At 52.7% G+C, this 19101-nt stretch carries 16 protein-coding genes; 9 read left to right on the top strand and 7 right to left on the bottom strand.

The window, feature by feature from the left end; all coding sequences use genetic code 11:
- The first annotated feature begins 120 nt into the window (after nucleotides 1–120).
- The 5 genes from GGR27_RS10680 (at nucleotide 121) to GGR27_RS10660 (ending at nucleotide 3865) form a co-directional block, all read left to right on the top strand.
- Nucleotides 121–558 (top strand): thioredoxin family protein, encoded by a 438-nt coding sequence (locus GGR27_RS10680; protein WP_168037438.1) that lies wholly within the window; start codon nucleotides 121–123, stop codon nucleotides 556–558.
- The gene (locus tag GGR27_RS10675; RefSeq protein WP_168037437.1) at nucleotides 555–1544 is read left to right on the top strand and encodes an FAD:protein FMN transferase; all 990 of its coding nucleotides are present in this window, start codon (nucleotides 555–557) and stop codon (nucleotides 1542–1544) included. Before GGR27_RS10680 ends, GGR27_RS10675 begins: the two co-directional genes overlap by 4 nt.
- On the top strand, nucleotides 1544–1768 hold the full coding sequence (locus GGR27_RS10670; RefSeq protein ID WP_168037436.1) for a DUF4266 domain-containing protein: 225 nt from the start codon (nucleotides 1544–1546) through the stop codon (nucleotides 1766–1768). Before GGR27_RS10675 ends, GGR27_RS10670 begins: the two co-directional genes overlap by 1 nt.
- Before the next feature lie 81 nt (nucleotides 1769–1849).
- On the top strand, nucleotides 1850–3163 hold the full coding sequence (locus GGR27_RS10665; protein WP_168037435.1) for a DUF3570 domain-containing protein: 1314 nt from the start codon (nucleotides 1850–1852) through the stop codon (nucleotides 3161–3163).
- 9 nt (nucleotides 3164–3172) lie between these two features.
- Nucleotides 3173–3865: a VIT1/CCC1 transporter family protein gene (locus GGR27_RS10660; protein ID WP_168037434.1), complete on the top strand. Its 693-nt coding sequence runs from the start codon at nucleotides 3173–3175 to the stop codon at nucleotides 3863–3865.
- Between the two features lie 115 nt (nucleotides 3866–3980).
- Here the strand turns inward: GGR27_RS10660 and GGR27_RS10655 are convergent, their stop codons facing one another.
- From GGR27_RS10655 to gmd, 5 genes are all read right to left on the bottom strand, one after another.
- The gene (locus GGR27_RS10655; RefSeq protein ID WP_168037433.1) at nucleotides 3981–5384 is read right to left on the bottom strand and encodes an exopolysaccharide biosynthesis polyprenyl glycosylphosphotransferase; all 1404 of its coding nucleotides are present in this window, start codon (nucleotides 5382–5384) and stop codon (nucleotides 3981–3983) included.
- A 415-nt stretch (nucleotides 5385–5799) separates the two neighbouring features.
- Complete coding sequence (fcl, locus tag GGR27_RS10650; protein WP_168037432.1) at nucleotides 5800–6732, bottom strand: GDP-L-fucose synthase; 933 nt, start codon at nucleotides 6730–6732, stop codon at nucleotides 5800–5802.
- 9 nt (nucleotides 6733–6741) lie between these two features.
- Entirely contained in the window at nucleotides 6742–8055 is a 1314-nt protein-coding gene (locus GGR27_RS10645) for a UDP-glucose dehydrogenase family protein (RefSeq protein ID WP_168037431.1), read from the bottom strand.
- A gap of 157 nt (nucleotides 8056–8212) precedes the next feature.
- Entirely contained in the window at nucleotides 8213–9172 is a 960-nt protein-coding gene (locus tag GGR27_RS10640; RefSeq protein ID WP_168037430.1) for a UDP-glucuronic acid decarboxylase family protein, read from the bottom strand.
- A 111-nt stretch (nucleotides 9173–9283) separates the two neighbouring features.
- Nucleotides 9284–10399, bottom strand: coding sequence for a GDP-mannose 4,6-dehydratase (gene gmd / locus GGR27_RS10635; protein ID WP_168037429.1), 1116 nt, complete (start codon nucleotides 10397–10399; stop codon nucleotides 9284–9286).
- 428 nt (nucleotides 10400–10827) lie between these two features.
- Between gmd and GGR27_RS10630 the strand changes: the two genes are divergently transcribed.
- A complete protein-coding gene (locus tag GGR27_RS10630; RefSeq protein ID WP_168037428.1) occupies nucleotides 10828–12057 on the top strand; it encodes a glycosyltransferase family 4 protein in 1230 nt (409 codons plus the stop codon).
- A gap of 184 nt (nucleotides 12058–12241) precedes the next feature.
- On the opposite strand, the gene GGR27_RS10625 is transcribed toward GGR27_RS10630, so the two are convergent.
- A complete protein-coding gene (locus GGR27_RS10625; protein ID WP_168037427.1) occupies nucleotides 12242–12988 on the bottom strand; it encodes a sulfotransferase family protein in 747 nt (248 codons plus the stop codon).
- Nucleotides 12989–13655: 667 nt separating this feature from the next.
- Between GGR27_RS10625 and GGR27_RS10620 the strand changes: the two genes are divergently transcribed.
- From GGR27_RS10620 to GGR27_RS19820, 3 genes are all read left to right on the top strand, one after another.
- The gene (locus GGR27_RS10620; protein ID WP_168037426.1) at nucleotides 13656–14372 is read left to right on the top strand and encodes a hypothetical protein; all 717 of its coding nucleotides are present in this window, start codon (nucleotides 13656–13658) and stop codon (nucleotides 14370–14372) included.
- A gap of 534 nt (nucleotides 14373–14906) precedes the next feature.
- Nucleotides 14907–15854: a hypothetical protein gene (locus GGR27_RS10615; protein ID WP_168037425.1), complete on the top strand. Its 948-nt coding sequence runs from the start codon at nucleotides 14907–14909 to the stop codon at nucleotides 15852–15854.
- Between the two features lie 140 nt (nucleotides 15855–15994).
- Nucleotides 15995–16984, top strand: coding sequence for a glycosyltransferase family 10 domain-containing protein (locus GGR27_RS19820; RefSeq protein ID WP_209037919.1), 990 nt, complete (start codon nucleotides 15995–15997; stop codon nucleotides 16982–16984).
- A 589-nt stretch (nucleotides 16985–17573) separates the two neighbouring features.
- Here GGR27_RS19820 and GGR27_RS10605 read toward each other — a convergent pair.
- Entirely contained in the window at nucleotides 17574–18536 is a 963-nt protein-coding gene (locus tag GGR27_RS10605; protein ID WP_168037424.1) for a hypothetical protein, read from the bottom strand.
- Nucleotides 18537–19101 lie beyond the last annotated feature (565 nt).

Raw genomic sequence — 19101 nt, 5'->3', positions numbered from 1 at the left:
TAGTGAACCACTTCGAAATTGTCGGGCTGCTGCATTTTTGAAAATTATCAAATAAATAAAGCTTGATAAGTAGCTAATATTCTTCCGAAAGCGTTCTGTGTGATACAACATTGATCACTAATGAAAATTATCGTATTCGCTTTTTTCGCCTGCCTGTTAGCCCTGCCACTTAGCGCGCAGACCTGGACCAAAAGTTTTGCAGAGGCAGAAACGCTCGCGGTCAAAAACGGTAAGAACATCGTCCTCGTTTTTGCCGGCTCGGACTGGTGCGCGCCCTGCATGCGGTTGGACCGGGAGATCTGGTCGGCGGAGGGTTTTGCGGATGCAGCCGGTAAGGACTTTGTCTTTTACAAGGCTGATTTCCCCCGCCGCAAGGCAAATCAACTCCCGCAAGAAATAAGCGACAAAAACGCGCAACTCGCCGAGCGGTACAACACGGTCGGCTCCTTCCCCCTGGTCGTTATCCTCTCGCCAACGGGCAAGGTACTCGGCCAGACCGGCTACAAGGACGTGCCCGCTACGGAGTACCTCGGTTTACTGAAAAGCTTCGGTCGATGAGGTTTATCTCTCTGATCATTCCACTGATTCTGCTCCCATTTCACCTAATCGCGCAATCCGCCAGTTTCCACCGTACGGATAAGCTCATGGGCTGCCGTTTCGACCTGACCGTGGTGGCAGAGGGCGCGGACGCGGGTGCAGGGTTTTTGGCGGAAGCGGTGGCGGAGATTACCCGTATCGAACGGCTTATTTCCAGTTGGAACCCCAACTCGCAGACCTCGGCCATCAATCGGGCGGCGGGCGTTGCACCGGTCGTGGTGGACGCCGAGCTGTTTGACCTCATCGAGCGGTCCATTAGCCTTTCCAAACTAACCGACGGGGCTTTCGACATTTCCTACGCTTCCCTGGACCGCGTGTGGCAGTTCGACGGATCGATGACCGCCAAGCCGAGCCCGGAAAGCATCGCCGCCTCGGTGGCAAAAGTGGGCTGGCAAAAGATCGTTCTCGACCGCGAGCAATCTACGGTCTACTTGCCGGAAACCGGCATGAAAATCGGTTTTGGCGCTATCGGTAAGGGATACGCGGCGGATCGGGCGCGGACGTTGCTGGAAAGTCGCGGTGTGCCGGCCGGCATCATCAATGCCTCCGGAGACTTAACTGCCTGGGGAAAACAACCGAGTGGGGAAGACTGGCGGGTGGCCATCACTAATCCGCTCAACAAAGAAAAAGCATTCGCCTGGTTACCGGTGGACGGCCGTGCGGTCGTTACTTCCGGGAACTACGAGAAGTTCGTGCGGTTCGACGGTGTCCGCTACGCCCACATCATTGACCCGCGCACGGGTTACCCCAGTACGGGGATCGTTAGCGCGACGGTTTTTGCCCCACGGGCGGAACTGGCTGATGCGCTCGCCACGTCTGTTTTCGTGATGGGGACGGAAACGGCCCTCGATTTTATTAATCAACTACCCGGCGTCGACGTAGTCATCGTCGACGAAGCCAACAAAGTCCATTCCTCCGCGGGGCTGGACGTACAAACGAGCAACTGATGAAAAAGCGATTACTTTCCGGATTCCTGATCTGTGGCTTGTTTCTCGGCCTGACCTCTTCCTGCGTTGCCGTCAAGGGTTACGAGCGGGTGAACCTGAACGACCCGGATATGGCCCTCTCGCCTTCCGGGGCGGAGGGGCAGCAGAATACCTTTCAAAGTTACCGGGAAGGAGCCTCGGGGGCGAACGGGGGGCAGACCGGCGGTGGATGTGGGTGTAACTAGCCCAGCATAAAGCTGGTGTGAACTCGGCTTACCCGTTTTGGGGTGACTAATTTATCTGATGCTTTACGTAAAATCTGTTTCGTGCGCTACATTTTCCTTGCTTTTACCGTCCTGCTTTGCATCTGCGTCCGCGCACAAAACGAAGACAACTCGCTCACTTACAAAAAGCGGGTACTCGAGAATACCGAACTCCAAATCCTGACCAGCTACTACCAGCAAAGCGGTGACTTCGCGGCGGTGACCGGCGGCACGGGCACCGAAGAACTGACGGACCTCCACCCGACCGTGATCGTGGCCGTCCCCCTCAACGAGGACGCCGTGCTTACGGCCAGCGTGGGCATTTCCGCCTATTCATCGGCCAGTTCCAGCAACGTGAATCCTTTCGACGGCAGTGGGCGCGCGGACCCGTTTCAGGCCAGCTCGGGCGCTTCGCAGAGTGACGCCTGGAAGAACGTTGCGGTGACGTACACCAAGAGCGCCGACGACCGCAACACCGTTTGGTCCGCCTTCTTCTCCGGCTCGACCGAATACGATTATACGTCGGTGGGTTTTGGTGGCGGCTATACGAAACTCTTCAACGAAAAAAACACCGAGCTGACCCTGAAGGCGAGCGCTTACATCGATGGTTGGAGCGCCATTTACCCCAGCGAACTACGGCCGTTTTTCGGCGACGGGGCCGGGCTCAATGCTTCCCTCTTTGACCGGTACGAAGTGACCGGTAACGCCAATTACGCACCGAACTTCACCCCGTTGGAAGGGACCGGTCGCCAGAGTTACAATGTTGGCGCGAACTTCTCTCAGTTGCTCTCTCGCACACTACAGGGTATGTTATCGTTCGACTTTGTTCAACAAAACGGCCTTCTTTCCACGCCCTTTCAGCGCGTCTACTTTGCGGACGTAGAGAACAGCTTCATCGAAGATTTCGCCCTGGCGGACGACATCGAGCGCTTACCGGACACCCGCACGAAATACGCCATCGGCGGCCGGCTTCACGCTTACCTGAGCGAGCACTTCGTCGTGCGAACGTTCTACCGTTACTTCACCGATGACTGGGGGAATATTTCACACACGCTGAACGTCGAGGTACCCATCAAGCTAGGGACTAAACTTACCCTCCGGCCCGCCTATCGCTTCTACACGCAGACGGCCACGGACTACTTCGCACCCTACGACGCCCATTTATCCACTAGTCAGTACTACACATCGGACTACGACCTGTCCGACTTCAACGCCAACCAGTACACCATGGGACTGTCCTACACAGACGTGCTGACGGGTACGCGGTTACTGGGTTTCGGCCTAAAAAGCATCGAGGTGGACCTGAGTTCCTACGGGCGGGACAACGGCTTCGCGGCTTTCCACGGTAGCCTGGGCGTAAAGTTGGTGCGGGATTAACTTTACGCCATGCAAACCGAAGAACCCCACTACCAAAATCGCAGCGCCTGGTTGCGCGCGGCCGTGCTCGGCGCCAATGACGGCATCCTGTCTACGGCCAGCGTCGCCATTGGCGTAGCGGCGGCAAGTACTACGCGCGACCCAGTCGTGCTGGCTTCAGTGGCGGCCCTGGTGGCGGGTGCCCTTTCAATGGCGGCGGGAGAGTACGTCTCGGTGAGTTCGCAGTCGGACATCGAAAAAGCGGACTTGAAGCGGGAGCAGCAAGAACTGGACGAAACACCGGAAGAAGAATTGCGGGAATTGGCCGCCGTCTACGTCGGGCGGGGACTGCGGACGGATACGGCGCTAGAAGTCGCCCGCCAAATGACGGCACACGACGCGCTGCTGGCCCACGCGCGCGACGAGTTGGGCATCAGTGAATTGACGGAGGCGAAGCCGCTGCAGGCCGCACTCGCTTCGGGGGCGGCGTTTCTGGCGGGCGGCACTTTACCGGTGTTAGTATCGCTTTTCCTGCCATTTAGCTGGTTGGTGCCGGGCCACTACTTTTTCGGGCTGGCGGCCCTGGCGCTCCTGGGCTACTTGGCGGCGGTAACCGGTGGCACCTCTATTTGGCGCCCGATTTTGCGCATCACGTTCTGGGGGACAATGGCGATGGGACTGACGGCGTTGGTGGGGTATCTTTTCGGGGTGCAAGTTGACTGAAGGCGTCCTAATAGCTATCGGGAAAGATACTGGTTAGCCTGGATAAGGCAGGGTTTGTACGACGAGCAATCGGGAGCATCTCCGGATGACTTTTCCGTTCGGGGCATCTCTACTTTTATAAAGCGCCTTCTTCCTCCCCCTCGGCGATGTTGACTATCGTATTGTAGATACAGCGAATGTCGAGCAATAGGCTCCAGTTTTCCAAGTACCACACGTCGTGTTCCACGCGCTTTTCCATTTTCCACAATTCTTCGGTAGGGCCCCGAAAGCCGTTCACCTGGGCCCAGCCCGTTACACCCGGTTTGACCTTATGGCGAATCAAGTAGGGCCTGATCAGCTCCGCGTACTGCTGCGTGTGCGCCACCATGTGGGGGCGTGGTCCGACGACCGACATCTGCCCCTTAAAAACATTGATGAACTGGGGGAATTCATCGAGGCTCGTTCTCCGGAGAAAGGCCCCGATTCTGGTCACCCGCATGTCCCCCTTGGTCGCCTGCCGGGTATCACTGGCGGCATTAACGCCCATGCTGCGGAACTTCTTGACCATAAAAACGCCATTCCGATAACCGGTCCGCTCCTGCTCGAAAATAACCGGCCCCTTACTTTCGAGTTTGATAAGGATGCCGATCACGACGTACATGATCGGATACAAGAAGATAAGGACCATACCGCTGAAGACAATATCGAAGGTGCGCTTGACGACTTTGTTACGCAGCATGACGAGCGGCTCCTCCTTGATGGTGAAGATGACCATTTCACCGTGCCGTTGCGCCTTATATCCCCTGGGAAAAATGGTGGTTTGGCGAGGTGCGATCTCAACGTCGATGTACTGATTTTGGCAAAGACGCATAATTTCTCTTCCCTCCTCTACCGAAAGGTCCGAGTAGAATAATATCAACTTATCGATATCGGGCTGACCCTTGAGAAAAGGTATGAGGTCGACGTACTTACCGATGTTGGTAACGTTCTTGTACGTCGTTTTACCAAAACGACCGACCAGCCGCGCGTTTCCCTGAAAAGAATAATCAAATGCGGTAAAGAGCGCCGAGAACTGAGGGGGGCGCCCACCGACGATCACGTACCGAAACCGCCCGGAATCGCCCGTCTCCCGGGTGCGTCGGTAGATCCGCCCGACGGCCACCAGCATGATGGATAGCGAATAGGCAAGCGTGATGAACAGCGTCGTTGGTGGGTCCCCCAGGACGTAGTAGTAGAACAAGGTGAACAAAGCAGCGTGGAAGAGAAACATTTCCAGCAGGCGCCGGAGCTGCACCTCCATCCGAATTTTTTCGTACCAACGGTAAGCTTCGTAGTAAAACCCCAGGGCGGCCCAAATCACGTTGACGAACACGACAAGTTCTAGTTGCCGAAACCCTACGTCGGGGACGTCTATACTGGGGTAGACGATCTTCGCGGCAATGTAGAAGCCCACGTTGATCAATAAGAAATCAGTAACGATCAAATCGTATCGGTGGGGTGAGCGGCGCAGACGCCGCTGGTAACTCTGTATCTGAGGCACGCTCGACGAGGTTGTTTTGCGGGGCTGCGGTGTTGTGTCCATCGTTATCTAAAGCTAAAAAAATGCCTACTGGCGAGCGCTACCAGTGTGCTTTCGCAAAGCGCTGGCTAAGTTGTCTGGCAAAAACCACCATCAATCACTACTTGATCCAGGACGAATACCATCCGGCGACCAGGCATAATAGCGGACAACTAACAATCTGGCCATGCTTTAAATCGGTACAAAAGGTCTGCGTACATCACCTCGTAAGCTCAATGTTGTTTGGTCTTTCGACGTAGCTACCAGCATAAAGTCAAGTGTCAGTCGAATAGTCTTCGAAAAAATCTGCGTTACAATACTTTATATAAATGCTCTGGGCACCATAAACAGTCGCTCCGGTAGGTAGCGGATCGCTCCGTAAACCAACGCCTAGTGATTAATACCAGGGCTGGGTATTTAACGCTCCATAAACTTTATTGATTCCAGTGCGCAGTTCAGTGGTGTGTGCCCAGCCCATGCTCTTGAGCTTGTCGACGTTCATCAACTTCCGTGGCGTCCCGTCGGGTTTGGTGAGGTCGTGCGTGATTTCCCCTTCGTATCCGACAACTTCCTTGATCGTTTGCGCCAGTTCGAGAATGCTCACGTCAGTGCCCGTCCCAATGTTGACGAAGCCGAAATCGCTGAATGTTTCCATCAGAAACACGCAAGCATCGGCCAAATCATCAGCGTGGAGGAACTCCCGTTTCGGAGACCCCGTACCCCACATGACTACTTCTTTTCCGCCATTCTTCTTGGCTTCGTGGAATTTCCGGACCAACGCCGGTAATACGTGGCTGGACTCCAAGTCGTAGTTATCGTTCGGACCGTACAAGTTGGTCGGCATCACGGAGATGAAGTCACATCCGTACTGACTCCGGTAGGCGTCACACAGTTTAATACCGGTGATCTTGGCGATCGCGTAGGGTTCGTTGGTTGGTTCCAACGGCCCCGTCAGCAGGGCGTCCTCCATCATCGGTTGTTCGGCCAACTTGGGGTAAATGCACGACGAGCCAAGAAACTGAAGTTTCGTGACGTCGTGGACGCGGGCCGCCTCGATCACGTTTGCCTCGATCATCAGGTTATCGTAGAGGAATTCACCCCGGTAGATGTTATTCGCCAGGATGCCGCCGACCTTGGCTGCCGCCAGGAAAACGTAATTCGGTTTTTCCTTAGCGAAAAAATCGTTGACGGCCTGCTGGTTACGCAAGTCGAGCTCCCGGCTCGTCCGGGTCACGATGTTGGTGATTCCCCGTGCGTTTAAGTTGCGAACGATGGCGGACCCGACCATTCCACGGTGGCCGGCTACGTATACTTTATCATTGTTGTTCATGGCAATCAGTTAGCTGATGGCCTCCCGACCGATGCTGTTGTATTTAAAGCCGGCTTCCTTCATGCGCTCGACGTCGTACAGGTTACGCCCGTCAAACACGACCGGCTCGTTGAGCAAGCTGCTCATGTAATTGAAATCCGGCGTGCGGAACATGCTCCACTCGGTCATGATGGCCAGGCAGTCCGCGCCCTTTAGGGCTTCGTACTGGTCTTCGCAGAAAATAACTTTGTCTCCGTAAACGGCCTTAACGTTGTCCATCGCTTCGGGGTCGAAGGCACGGATCGTCGCGCCGGCTTCAATGAGGCGATCGATGGTATAGAGCGCGGGTGCTTCGCGGATGTCGTCCGTATTGGGCTTAAAGGCCAAGCCCCACATGGCGATCGTCTTATTCTTAAGATCGTCTCCGTAAGCTTCTTGTAGCTTATCGGCGATCCGGAACCGCTGCCGCGTGTTGACGTCCATGACGGCATTGAGAATCTTAAATTCGTAGTCGTACTGGTTAGACGTATGTGCCAGGGCCTGCACGTCTTTCGGGAAGCAGCTGCCACCGTACCCGACTCCGGGAAACAGGAAGCGTTTGCCGATCCGAGTATCACTGCCCATACCCTTACGCACGGCATCTACGTCCGCGCCCACCTGCTCGCAAAGATTAGCGACCTCGTTCATGAACGTGATACGGGTTGCGAGGTAGGAGTTGGCCGCGTATTTGGTCATTTCAGCTGAACGCAAGTCCATAAAAATAATGGGGTTGCCAGAACGCACGAAAGGCTCGTAGAGGCGCCGCATCACTTTTTCAGCCCGTTCGGTGTCCGTCCCAATCACTACCCGGTCGGGCTTGAGGAAATCGTTTACGGCTACGCCTTCGCGCAGGAATTCGGGGTTGGAAACAACGTCGAACAGACTTCCGTCGAGGTGCTCCAGCAAAGCGGCGTTTACTTTTTCGGCCGTACCAACCGGGACGGTACTCTTGTCGACGATCACCGTGTATTTGGTGACCATTTTCGAAAGGTCCTTCGCTACGCCAAGAATATACTTTAGGTCAGCCTGGCCATCTTCACCCGGGGGGGTGGGCAGCGCCAGAAAAATGACTTCAGCCATATCGACGGCTTCCTGAAGATCGGTCGTGAATTTAAGGCGACCCTGACGCTGGTTTCGCTCGAAGAGAATTTCAAGATCGGGCTCGTAAATGGGTACCTTGCCGGCACGCAATTGATCGATCTTGTTGGCGTCGATGTCGACACACATGACGTTATTTCCGGTTTCGGCGAAGCACGTTCCGGAAACGAGGCCGACGTAGCCGGTTCCAACTACTGCGATGTTCATAGTGTAAGTTTTTGTAGGTTCTTTGGTTGAGAAATGACAGTTTTTGGCGCGATCGCGGGTGCAATGTTCATGGGTTAGACGCACGACCGTGATGCTCCTTCCGGCCATTAGCAACGTAACATCAAGCGGGGTGCCCTCGGGGGGACACTTAACGGTTTTATGATTTGTTTACGGCCTCGAGGAAGTAAGGAAGCGTCCGACGTAAGCCCTCCTCGCGGGAAACTTTTGGTTCCCACCCCAGTATTTTCTTCGCCAGGGTGATGTCTGGCTGGCGAACCTTGGGGTCGTCGGTTGGCAAGGGGCGCTGGTCGAGGTACGCCTTTTCATTACCTACGAGCGCGAGTATTTCTTTGGCAAAATCCGTCATCGTGATTTCGGCCGTATTTCCGATGTTTACCGGTTGGGAATAGTCGCTCATCAACAAACGATAGATGCCGTCCACTAGGTCGTCGACGTAGCAGAACGACCGCGTCTGAGAGCCGTCACCAAAGACCGTTAAGCCTTCGCCACGGATAGCCTGGCTAATGAATGCCGGCAAAACACGTCCGTCGTTGATGCGCATTCGTGGACCATAGGTGTTGAAAATACGTACGATCCTAGTTTCCAGGCCGTGGTAGGTGTGGTAAGCCATCGTCATTGCTTCCTGAAAGCGCTTCGCCTCATCGTACACGCCCCGTGGGCCGATGGGGTTGACGTTGCCCCAGTAGTCTTCCGTCTGGGGGTGAACGAGGGGGTCGCCGTAAACTTCACTGGTGGAGGCGATAAGCATGCGTGCGTTCTTGGCCTTGGCGAGACCGAGCAGATTGTGGGTCCCTAAGCTACCGACCTTGAGGGTCTGAATGGGCATCTTGAGGTAGTCGATCGGGCTAGCGGGGCTAGCGAAATGTAGTATGTAATCTAGGTTACCGGGCACGTGCACGAACTGACTAACGTCGTGGTGGTAAAAGGAGAAATCTTCCCGTGGCATCAAGTGCGCGATGTTCTCGATATCCCCCGTGATGAGGTTGTCCATACCGATCACCCGAATGCCTTCGGCAATGAAGCGATCGGAAAGGTGAGAACCCAAGAAGCCAGCGGCGCCGGTTATCAGGGCGGTTTTACGTGTACTATCGGCCATAAAGATGATCTTGGGGGGTAGGCAACTTGCCTACGTAGAAAAAGGGTTAACTACAGAGCGTTCGTAGTTGTCGAATTGAGTGCTGAACTAAGGTATGATATCCTAAGCCAGCTATTCGTGCTGCGCCTTGACGGCGAAGCCTTCCCGCTTGAGAACCTGGTCGCGGCGGAAGAGCTCGATGTCCGCCTGCACCATTTCGGCGCACATGGTCGATAAGTCGTATTCGTGTTTCCAACCCATTTTTTCGAATGCTTTACTGGGGTCGCCGAGCAACAACTCTACCTCCGTGGGGCGGAAATAACGCTCGTCTACCGCAACGACCGTAGCGCCAACGGGAAGGGGAAAATCGTCGTTTTTGACGGAGGCAATCTTACCAACCTCCGCTGCACCCTCTCCTTCGAAAGCAAGCTCTACGCCCACTTCACGAAAGCTCATCTTAACGAAGTCCCTTACGCGGGTGGTTTTGCCGGTGGCCAGCACGAAATCTTCGGGCTCGTCCTGCTGTAGCATACGCCACATGCCTTCTACGTAGTCCTTGGCGTGGCCCCAGTCGCGCTGGGCGTCGAGGTTACCTAAGTAGACCATATCCTGAAGACCCATGGAGATTTTGGCCACGGCCCGGGTAATCTTGCGGGTTACGAAAGTTTCTCCCCGCAGTGGGCTTTCGTGGTTGAAAAGAATACCGTTGCAGGCGTACATACCGTAGGCTTCGCGGTAATTGACCGTAATCCAGTAGGCGTACATTTTGGCTACTGCGTACGGGGAGCGGGGGTAGAACGGGGTAGTTTCGGATTGGGGCACCTCCTGTACGAGCCCGTAAAGCTCGGACGTAGATGCCTGGTAGAATTTAGTTTTTTTGGTTAGCCCCAGCAAGCGAATTGCTTCCAGTATTCTGAGGGCGCCAATGCCATCAGCGTCGGCTACGTACTCGGGCATGTCGAAACTTACCTTGACGTGGCTCATGGCGCCGAGGTTATAAATTTCGTCGGGTTGCACCTCCTGCACGATTCTCACCATGTTGGTGGAGTCGGTCAGGTCACCGTAGTGGAGGACGAACTTGCGATCAGAAACGTGGGGGTCCTGGTACAGGTGGTCGATCCGGTCGGTGTTGAATAGGGAAGATCGGCGCTTGATGCCGTGGACCTCGTATCCTTTGTTCAGTAGTAATTCGGCGAGGTAGGTACCGTCCTGACCGGTAATTCCGGTGATGAGTGCTATCTTCTGCATTTTCTTAAATAAAGCTGGTGAACCACTTTCGACGTTTTCCCTACCGGGGTCTAAGGCCAAATATGATTAACGGAGAGAGAATAATTAATTTTCATGACTTCGGCTCGTGCGACTAAGTGACGAATCAATTAACACGAGGTCGAGATAGTGTGTAATCTACGGAAATATGTTAATCTAGCTCGACGCTAAAGACCATAAAGGGCCCACAAAAGTCTACAAATAGTCACTGCCCTGCAAGTTTTCCGTGACATTTGTGGTTCAACCTGAGAAGTTCAGCAGCATTGTTCAAGAACATTCGTACGGGTAAGTTCCTGAATAATGTTTACCGAAAAATCGGGCGGTTATCATTTAGGTACAACGGCAATGTACAACCCGGTGCCATTTTCTTAGTAGGTTTGCCTTTCCTTTCGATTTATTTAACCTCCCACATGATTCTTTTTAGCCACCCCACCGGTAACGCAAACGTACGAGCCGCCCTGGAGGGCATTAATGATGCGAATCTGTTACAGAGTTTCTATACCACCATTGCCACGTACCCGGGCAACACCTTCGATACCATAAGTCGGTTTGGCCCCCTAAGTGAATTTAAGCGCCGGGCCTACCCCCCGGAACTAGAAAAGCTAACGCACATCAGACCGTGGAAGGAGTTGGCCCGTGTCGCCGCAAAAAAGGGAAACCTGAATAACTTAGTCACCCACGAACACGGAAGGTTAAGTGTCGATGCGATCTACCACGACCTAGATCGTCACGTTGCGGCGTCACTCACCAAGGAAGAGCCGCAAGCCGTGTACGCCTACGAAGATGGAGCACTGGAGACATTCAAGGCCGGTGCTAAGCTAAATATGAAATGCCTGTACGATTTGCCAATTGGCTACTGGCGCGCGGCGCGCAGGTTATTACGGGAAGTAGTGGAGGAGCGCCCGGAGTGGGCGGAGACAATCGCCGGTATGAAGGATTCGGAAGCGAAGCTAGCCCGTAAGGACGAAGAGATCAGGCGAGCCGACCGCATCTTCGTGGCGAGTTCCTTTACCAAAACTACGCTGTTGGATTACCCGGGAGAATTGCCCCCAGTGGAGGTCATCCCTTACGGGTTTCCTATTCCCACCACCAATAGGGTGTACGATACCATTTTAAACCGGCCCCTACGGCTACTATTCGTCGGTGGCCTCTCCCAACGAAAGGGAATTGCGGAGATGTTTGAGGCCGTTGCCGCCCTGGGAAAAGAAGTTGAACTTACGGTCGTCGGAGCAAAACCAGCCGGAGTAACTTGCACGGCGCTCGACGAAGCACTGACCAAGCATCGCTATATCCCGAGCCTACCCCACGGGGACATTCTCCGGCTGATGCGTGAGCACGACGTTTTCTTGTTTCCTTCCCATTTTGAGGGGTTTGGTTTGGTCATCACCGAGGCCATGTCTCAGGGCACACCCGTAATCACGACGGACAGAACGGCGGGCCCGGACCTGATTACCCACGGGAGGGATGGATTCCTTATTCCCGCCGGTTCGGCAGCGGCCCTGGAGCAGCAAATTCGGGAGTTGATTGCAAACCCGGCCACGGTTGAAAAAGCCGGTCGCGCAGCCATCGAGCGAGCGGGTCGCAGGCCCTGGGAGGTTTACGGGCGCGAGCTAGCGGGAGCTCTGAACGCTTGTCTGTAGACGTAATCCACGCTTTTCACTGGTAAGGCCTCACTACGTTAGACCAAGCACGTTTGAGGATTTTTGTACGCAAAAGCACACGAAGCGTAGGATAATTAGGGGGCGGTAGCTCACGACATCCACGCCACTAATTAGGCACGGTAGCGGTATCCTTGATTAGTAACGTGCGGCAGTATCAAGCCTTTTACTCCCAGTCTAATTTTAGACCGCTCAAGGACTCCAGCTCCTCCCGTTGGCCCAGAAAATGGTCCCGCAAATAAGCCTCGATCGCTGGCGGGATGGGTTTTTGCGCGCGGGCGTTGACCCTTCTCGTCAGGTTAGGGGGGGTGAAGTGAGCAACGCCGATAAAATCTTGGATGCCGTGCAGTAGCGCTTCCGGCTCGGTGACGATCTGTTCGTAGGCCATGCACTTGATGCGATCCTCGGGAAAGACCGCTTGCCACTTCTTCAGAATCTTGACGTAGCTGGATCGCTCGACCACCGCCGGCAATTCTAACATGGCGATAATCTCTTTTTCCGAAGCATCTTCCAGCGGTCTGCCGTACAGTGTAGTGAAGTCCTTTCTGGCGTGGGACCAGGTGCGGGGGACGGGGTTACGCACGGAAAAAATAATCTTAACGTCGGGCATCCAGCGGGCGACCATTTTGACGTCTTCCAGCGGCATTATGCCGTAGGCTGGCGTGATCTCTCCGATCGTTTCCGCCGTCGAGCGTCCCCAAAAATAATGAGAGTAGGCGGCTTTGCTTAATAAGGGAACACTTCGCAGCAGCGGGCCAACTAACCGTTCATTGAGTTTACGGTCAAAGTAGTGTACCTCTTTTACCGGCGCCATGTGTACATCCGGATGTTGCCGAAGCTGCTCCCAGAGCCAAGTGGAGCCACAGCGGTGGCCACCAATGCCAATGAAATCGGGAAAGTAGGATGAGAACATCTTGTGGAATTGAATAAAGGGTGTATGTCCTTCAGGAAAAACGCATAATTTGGCGCAGACGAAGTCCACTTAGCATTCGATACCAAAGGTTAAATGAGTCATAATCGCCCCATCACGTGGTCAAGTTCACCCGAACTGGCCATCAATTACAAGGCAGTTATACCCTGAAACCAACCTATACCGTTAGTCGAGTTGCTTGACAAATTTAAGCGCCAGCGCAAGCCCTAAAGGTAAGAACTTTAAGACATCGCTTACGAATACTGTGTTCGCGACGGATCGTTCCTACCGTGGCATTTTAGCAATGGATAGGCTACCATTTACTTTTCGTCGCACGGAAAAACTTCCAGCGTGCCTCATCAGCCTACACTTTCACGTTAGTCGTAGGGGTGTGCCTCGGTACACTAAGTGCAACTGCAGCGGCAGTCAAGCTCGGTCAGTCTCGAGTCAGAGGTTTGTATGGGGGACCTGAGGCCGAACACCATCCGTGCCGGGAATACTCGACCAGATGTTTATCCTTATTTTTGTGTCTGAATATGAAGTGGAAGTCGAAGGATTGCGCGCTCACAGACATTTGTTTATGTCCTACTGAAGCCCCGGACTTATTGGAACCTTGACTTATGGTTCATTCGCTGGTGCCCGAGAAGCTCCACTTAAAGTAAATTACTGCATGAAATATCTGATTGCTGGCGCTAAAAGAACCGGCACTACCCTACTCTGCGCGGTGCTGGCAAACGCCGGGGCTAACTTTGGTTTTCCCAGAAATCGGGAATGGTTTCGTGGGTCCGGCGATTACGAGCACCAGTTAATGCTCGACAACTACAAGCACTTGAAGCGCGCCAGGTCGGTAGCGGCCATCTCGGACCGGCTAGCCCGCAGGGAGCACAATACGATCGAAGCGAACCTACGTACGCTGTTGGAACAAGTGGATTACATCAAGTACCCACCACTATCGGAGTACCTGCCCGTGCACGTTAAGCGTACGGGAAACGACCTCAACCTAATCGTGGTCATCCGGAAGTTTAACGACTTCGCGCTCAGCTCGATCAGCAAGGGTGGCGGGGTGGCCAGCGACCTTTCCTCTATTTATCTAGACACCTACCGCACGCATTTGCTCAACCTCCACCTGTACGGCGGCTGTGTATTGTTCTACGAACAGATTGTGGACGCGCGGGAAACGGCCTGGACGGCGCGACTTTCTGAAGTAACCGGCATTGATGCAGCAGCGCTACTGCAGGCCCGGGCTGATATTATCAAGCCTACTACATCGTCTAACAAAATTGGGGAGGTGATCATTAGCGAGGAATGCGACGAACTTTACCGGACCTTTCAGCAAATCGCTACGGAAATATACTCTTCGGATAAGCGTAAGCAACACAAGTCCTAACCACGCGGCGGTGCACCTACTCGCGGTTTTGAGGATGAGAAATGGTGGATCATTTATGGCCGGCAGTACTTAGAAGTAAATAGGTTTGGTGTGTTATTCTTCCGGGAGTGCGACAAATCGTCCTTCTTTTAAGTGGAAAAGCACCGTGTCGGTCGGGTGCACAATCTCCTAACCAGGTAAAGTTTGCTAATTCTTCCACCCATGACCCTGCACCCGCGACAGCGCCCACTACTCCCTATCCGTTGCCATAGTTACACTAAAATTATCCCGCTGCGTCAGCACATTCGTTTGCGGGGGGGGGGGTAGGAACGGTTACTAACTGGACGTAGCAGCGTGAACGCTAGGGTTGAACACTCACAAAATTTTGCTAAACCCAGGTCCGTCCGCGCTACACCTAAAACTAGCCGTTGTGACTGCCCGCGCCAAAACAGCTAGCTAGTATTCTTGTTACCTTTGCCGCGCCAAGCGATAATAGTTGGACGGGTAGCTACGCTAAACGATTGAAATGATTACGTACAGAACTCAACACCGTTAATGATTCCAGCAAGCAAATCGAATGGTGTCATTTGCACACTTTTCGAGAAAACTTATCATTTAGGACTCGCCGTATTCGTCAACTCTTTAGCAAAATGTGGTTTTGAAGGAGACGTCTACGCAGGGTACCGGGGTGAGCTGCCGGACTGGTCGAATGCCCGAGTTACCCAGACCGACAAGCACAGCGTTTATACGGTCAATCCGACCATCCAGCTACACTTCATCAGACTAACGACCGAAGAGCACCTGACGAACATCAAGCCGGACTTCATGCTGGACCTCTGGGAGAATTATTGCCCCGAAGCCGCGTACCTCAGCTATTTTGATCCCGACATCGTACTCAAAACGGCTTGGGTAAACATACTTAGCTGGATGGATTTGGGCGTGGCTATGTGTGAGGACATGAACTCCCCCATCCCCCGAAACCACCCGTTGCGGTTGAAGTGGAAAAAATACTACTCGGGCTTTGGTATTTCCCTGGACGCCAAAGATGACATTTACGTTAACGGAGGCTTCGTCGGCGTAAAGAAGGACCAAATAGAATTTCTCAAAACCTGGTGTCTCATCCAGGAAAAAATGAAGTTGGATACGGGCAACTCCAGCACCATCGGTATCGCCGACCGCTGGAACATGTTTCACTTCACCGACCAGGACGCCGTCAACATTACCAAGGATATTCATCCGGATACCACCGTGATGGAGAAAGGGGCAATGGACTTTGGCCGGGTCGGGTACGTGATGTCCCACGCCGCGGGAAAGGGGAAGCCGTGGAACAAGCAGTACTTGCGGCAGTGCCTCACGCAAGGCTCCGTACCAACCACCACCGACAAAATTTTCTGGAAGACGACCCAGCATCCCATTCAGGTGTATCCGCCGGGCTTAGCGCGACGGAAAAGGATTACGATTAAATTAGCTTCGCTAATCGGCCGGTTTATGCGTAGATCGTAGTCAATAATGGTAGCCAACCCGTCGGAGACTATCGTTTGCTTAACCTTTGCTAGAAACGGTTACCCCATCAATCCGAACCATTCACTAGCCAAGCTTTAGCCACTTAGCTAATTGCGCGCTACGTACCTTCATCCATCATTATGAATAGTTCTCTCAAATACGCCTGTATAGGCTCCATTTACGCTCCCTTCTCAGATGAACAGTGTGCCGAAAAACTAGCAAGACTGGGTTGGCATAAATCCTCCGTACTGGCCGCCGACGTGTTGTTCTTTAGAACGCTGAAGCTAGCCAAAAAAGCTGCGGTGGGTTTTCCCCTGAAGCGATTGGTGGTGTGGACAAACGAGCCCGCTTACGACAACACTTCTACGTTGTTAGTCAAAGGCACCTGGGGCAATAATATCATCGTCCTTAATGTATTCACCGGTAATGTATTCTGGCACAACTACCATTTTTTGGGTAGCTATCATTACTTGGAGACCCAGGACCTTGGTTTAACGAAAGCGGAGTTACTTAGTGAGTCGATTATCGTGGACAGAACGAGCCACGCGAAGAGGAAAACAGCGGTAGCTGTGTTCGCAAAGAAAACCGTGCCGAACGGTACCTACCTCGTTGCGGGTAAAAACGTCGACCTCAATCTTTACCGCCAGGAAGTAGCCACTACTGGCCGGGAAAGGGGCAGTTGTGACATAGCGGGTAAAGATTGGCCAGCGGGAACGGTCGTCGAAGAATCTGGGTACAGTGGCAAGGCCAAAGTACACTGGTGGACGCGAAAGATCGAGTTCATGCGGGAGTATAACTTCAACGTAGCCATGGAGAATAACCTCTGGCCATACTACGTGACCGAAAAGATTTGGCAAGCCATCCGAGCCGGCTGCCTACCGATTTATTACGGTCAGGGTAGTTCTATTTACGAGGCATTCCCGGAGAATTCATTCGTCGATGCTTCACAATTTGACGCCCCCGCCGCACTGTGGGATTTTATCGATGACATGTCCTACGACGAATGGCGCCGCCGCTTGGTGCTTTGCATTCACGCCTACAACCGGGGAATTAAGGAAATGCAAGAAAGGAGGCACCCCTTTTTCGACGAAGTGATTATGAGGACAAGAGAAGTTATCACGAAGAACTAGTTTTGCTTGTTTCTTGCGGCTAATCTCCTGGGGGTAGGTACACGTCGAAAACAAATCACCTAAGTTGCACTTCAAGATGCAATGATTGCAAGGGTAAGCAAGAATTATTAGAGCCCCTAGCGTGCAGTTGCTTAGTGAGATTGATGCTATTTTACGGATTACATTTCAACTATGGCCGTCGATATGACCACAAGTTTGTGCAACAATCACTTAGAACCGCCAATCCAATAACTGACCGATTTAACTACGTTGCTGCTTCGCGGTGCAGCTTGGTCCTGCGGCACTGCTCTTCCTATCCTGAAAACCACCGTCCCGACTAAGTCGGGATGCAGGCATCCAATCGGCTCGATCAGCACCTCAATTCCGGCGCTTCAATCAGGACAATTATTACATCGACGATATCTGAGTGCACTGATCAATTAACTTTCTTGATTTAATTGCTTCCAGAAATAAGCACAGATTAGTTAAAAAGAATAGAAGTAAAACATAGATTTACTGGTCTGGTTTTAACCTGACGTGGGCATTGTTGCCTCACTGCATTAATAATGGAGCCCCGCTAGCAAGATTAGTTGATAGTTTATCTTAATGACTAAGTACGGGTATAAAATCTTCCGATCAACGTTGCCAAGTTAATTGCCGTTCTTTTTCGCCATAAAGTAGTACTAGAATACAGCTTGATGGGTGAGGCGACGTTGGCCCAGTATGCTTTATCCGCATTTCCGGGTCGTAACCCGCCCGTTAGTACCCCTTTCAGGTACTGCTTCGTCCATGGCTTCTTACTTCCCGCAGCGTGGGACATCACGTAGCCGATTTTACCGAAATCCATTGCTTCTTTGCCCATTACGCTTACTTGAGGCGACAAATCCTTTGCGACGTTCAGTGCATCCTGGTCCATCAGGTGAAAAGGATTCCACCGATCCGCAATACCAATTCGGTGTTGCTTTCCAGTGTATTCTACCATGTATTCCTGCAATTGCCCCCACAAATCAGCGAACGATTTATACTTTCTATTGATGCCCACAAACCCTCCGTTCACGTAGGTATCATCCTTCGGTTCGTAATTGACGTCAAAGCCGGCGTAATAAGCCTTCCACTGCATTCTGAGTGGGTGGGTGCGGTGGAAAGGAGAATTGATGTCCTCACAAAGCGCGATACCGAAAGCAGCCCAGGTTTCAAAATGAAGCCACTTACATTTAACAACGATGTCGCAATCAAAATAGAACACGTTGTCGATCTGCTCACCATAACACGCCCAAACCTGATTTATGATTTGTGGCTTGATGTTGGCCAACATTTCGTCAGTGTCCTGCCAGACGAATCGAATGGAAAGATCTTCAGTGACTCGATGGACGAGGGTACCCCCGTCACTTCCACTTTCAATAGTCACCCACGGGGGCAATGCACCACGGTAGGCTGCGTAAACCTCACCTCGGTAGCCACATTTGTGAAGTGAGTTTACGAGTGCACCAACACCAAGGTGATAGGTATTTTCGAAGACGGTACAAACGATACTCCCGTTACTACTATCTAATGCGAGTGCTGATTGGGTCATAGATTGGTTAGGACATGGCTGATACAGTTTATCCTTAGCTACTGTGACTAACGCTACTTATTTCACCATGTTTCAAAGTGTCCGCAGAAAAGGACTCCTCTTCAAGGAGCTAACCGCGATGACTAGTTTAAGCTATGACCTTACACCGCCAGATGACACCGCATAAGCACAGAACCGCAAGAGCTCGGGTAAAATGTGCTGCGGCGTTTCTAAAAAGAGCTTTTCTGTGCTTTTGCGTTTTACTTCGCACTGCTTCTTGCTGTGCAGCCAAAAAATCTGCGTAACGTTGGTTGAACATTAACTAATTACCCGGACCGTATTAAACAGACATTCTGTAACCCTCTCCCCCAACTCCTTTCACTTTGTGGCAGCTTCGCTGCTTCCTGCGGTGGTCCGAAGGCAGAGGGGAGTAAAGGCTGCCTGCTTCGCTCGTCAAAAATGTTATTATAAAATTATCAAAGTCCTTTCAGTGACCAATTCTTATTTAGGAGCGGTATTGACTCAAGAAGAGGTTAACCAAAACAAAGAAGCCTGACGTAAGGAGTCTTACGTCAGGCTTCAACAA

The sequence above is a fragment of the Neolewinella antarctica genome, assembly GCF_011927835.1.
Classification (GTDB): Bacteria; Bacteroidota; Bacteroidia; order Chitinophagales; family Saprospiraceae; genus Neolewinella; species Neolewinella antarctica.
This window is presented reverse-complemented; position numbering and strand designations above follow the sequence as displayed.

Bases quoted from the DNA above. Each gene is read 5' to 3' on its own strand.
- GGR27_RS10605 (WP_168037424.1), bottom strand. From the start codon at position 18,536: ATGACCCAATCAGCACTCGCATTAGATAGTAGTAACGGGAGTATCGTT.
- GGR27_RS10660 (WP_168037434.1), top strand. From the start codon at position 3,173: ATGCAAACCGAAGAACCCCACTACCAAAATCGCAGCGCCTGGTTGCGC.
- GGR27_RS10680 (WP_168037438.1), top strand. From the start codon at position 121: ATGAAAATTATCGTATTCGCTTTTTTCGCCTGCCTGTTAGCCCTGCCA.
- GGR27_RS10625 (WP_168037427.1), bottom strand. From the start codon at position 12,988: ATGTTCTCATCCTACTTTCCCGATTTCATTGGCATTGGTGGCCACCGC.
- gmd (WP_168037429.1), bottom strand. From the start codon at position 10,399: ATGCAGAAGATAGCACTCATCACCGGAATTACCGGTCAGGACGGTACC.
- GGR27_RS19820 (WP_209037919.1), top strand. From the start codon at position 15,995: ATGAATAGTTCTCTCAAATACGCCTGTATAGGCTCCATTTACGCTCCC.
- GGR27_RS10640 (WP_168037430.1), bottom strand. From the start codon at position 9,172: ATGGCCGATAGTACACGTAAAACCGCCCTGATAACCGGCGCCGCTGGC.
- GGR27_RS10675 (WP_168037437.1), top strand. From the start codon at position 555: ATGAGGTTTATCTCTCTGATCATTCCACTGATTCTGCTCCCATTTCAC.
- GGR27_RS10670 (WP_168037436.1), top strand. From the start codon at position 1,544: ATGAAAAAGCGATTACTTTCCGGATTCCTGATCTGTGGCTTGTTTCTC.
- GGR27_RS10645 (WP_168037431.1), bottom strand. From the start codon at position 8,055: ATGAACATCGCAGTAGTTGGAACCGGCTACGTCGGCCTCGTTTCCGGA.
- fcl (WP_168037432.1), bottom strand. From the start codon at position 6,732: ATGAACAACAATGATAAAGTATACGTAGCCGGCCACCGTGGAATGGTC.
- GGR27_RS10620 (WP_168037426.1), top strand. From the start codon at position 13,656: ATGAAATATCTGATTGCTGGCGCTAAAAGAACCGGCACTACCCTACTC.
- GGR27_RS10615 (WP_168037425.1), top strand. From the start codon at position 14,907: ATGATTCCAGCAAGCAAATCGAATGGTGTCATTTGCACACTTTTCGAG.
- GGR27_RS10630 (WP_168037428.1), top strand. From the start codon at position 10,828: ATGATTCTTTTTAGCCACCCCACCGGTAACGCAAACGTACGAGCCGCC.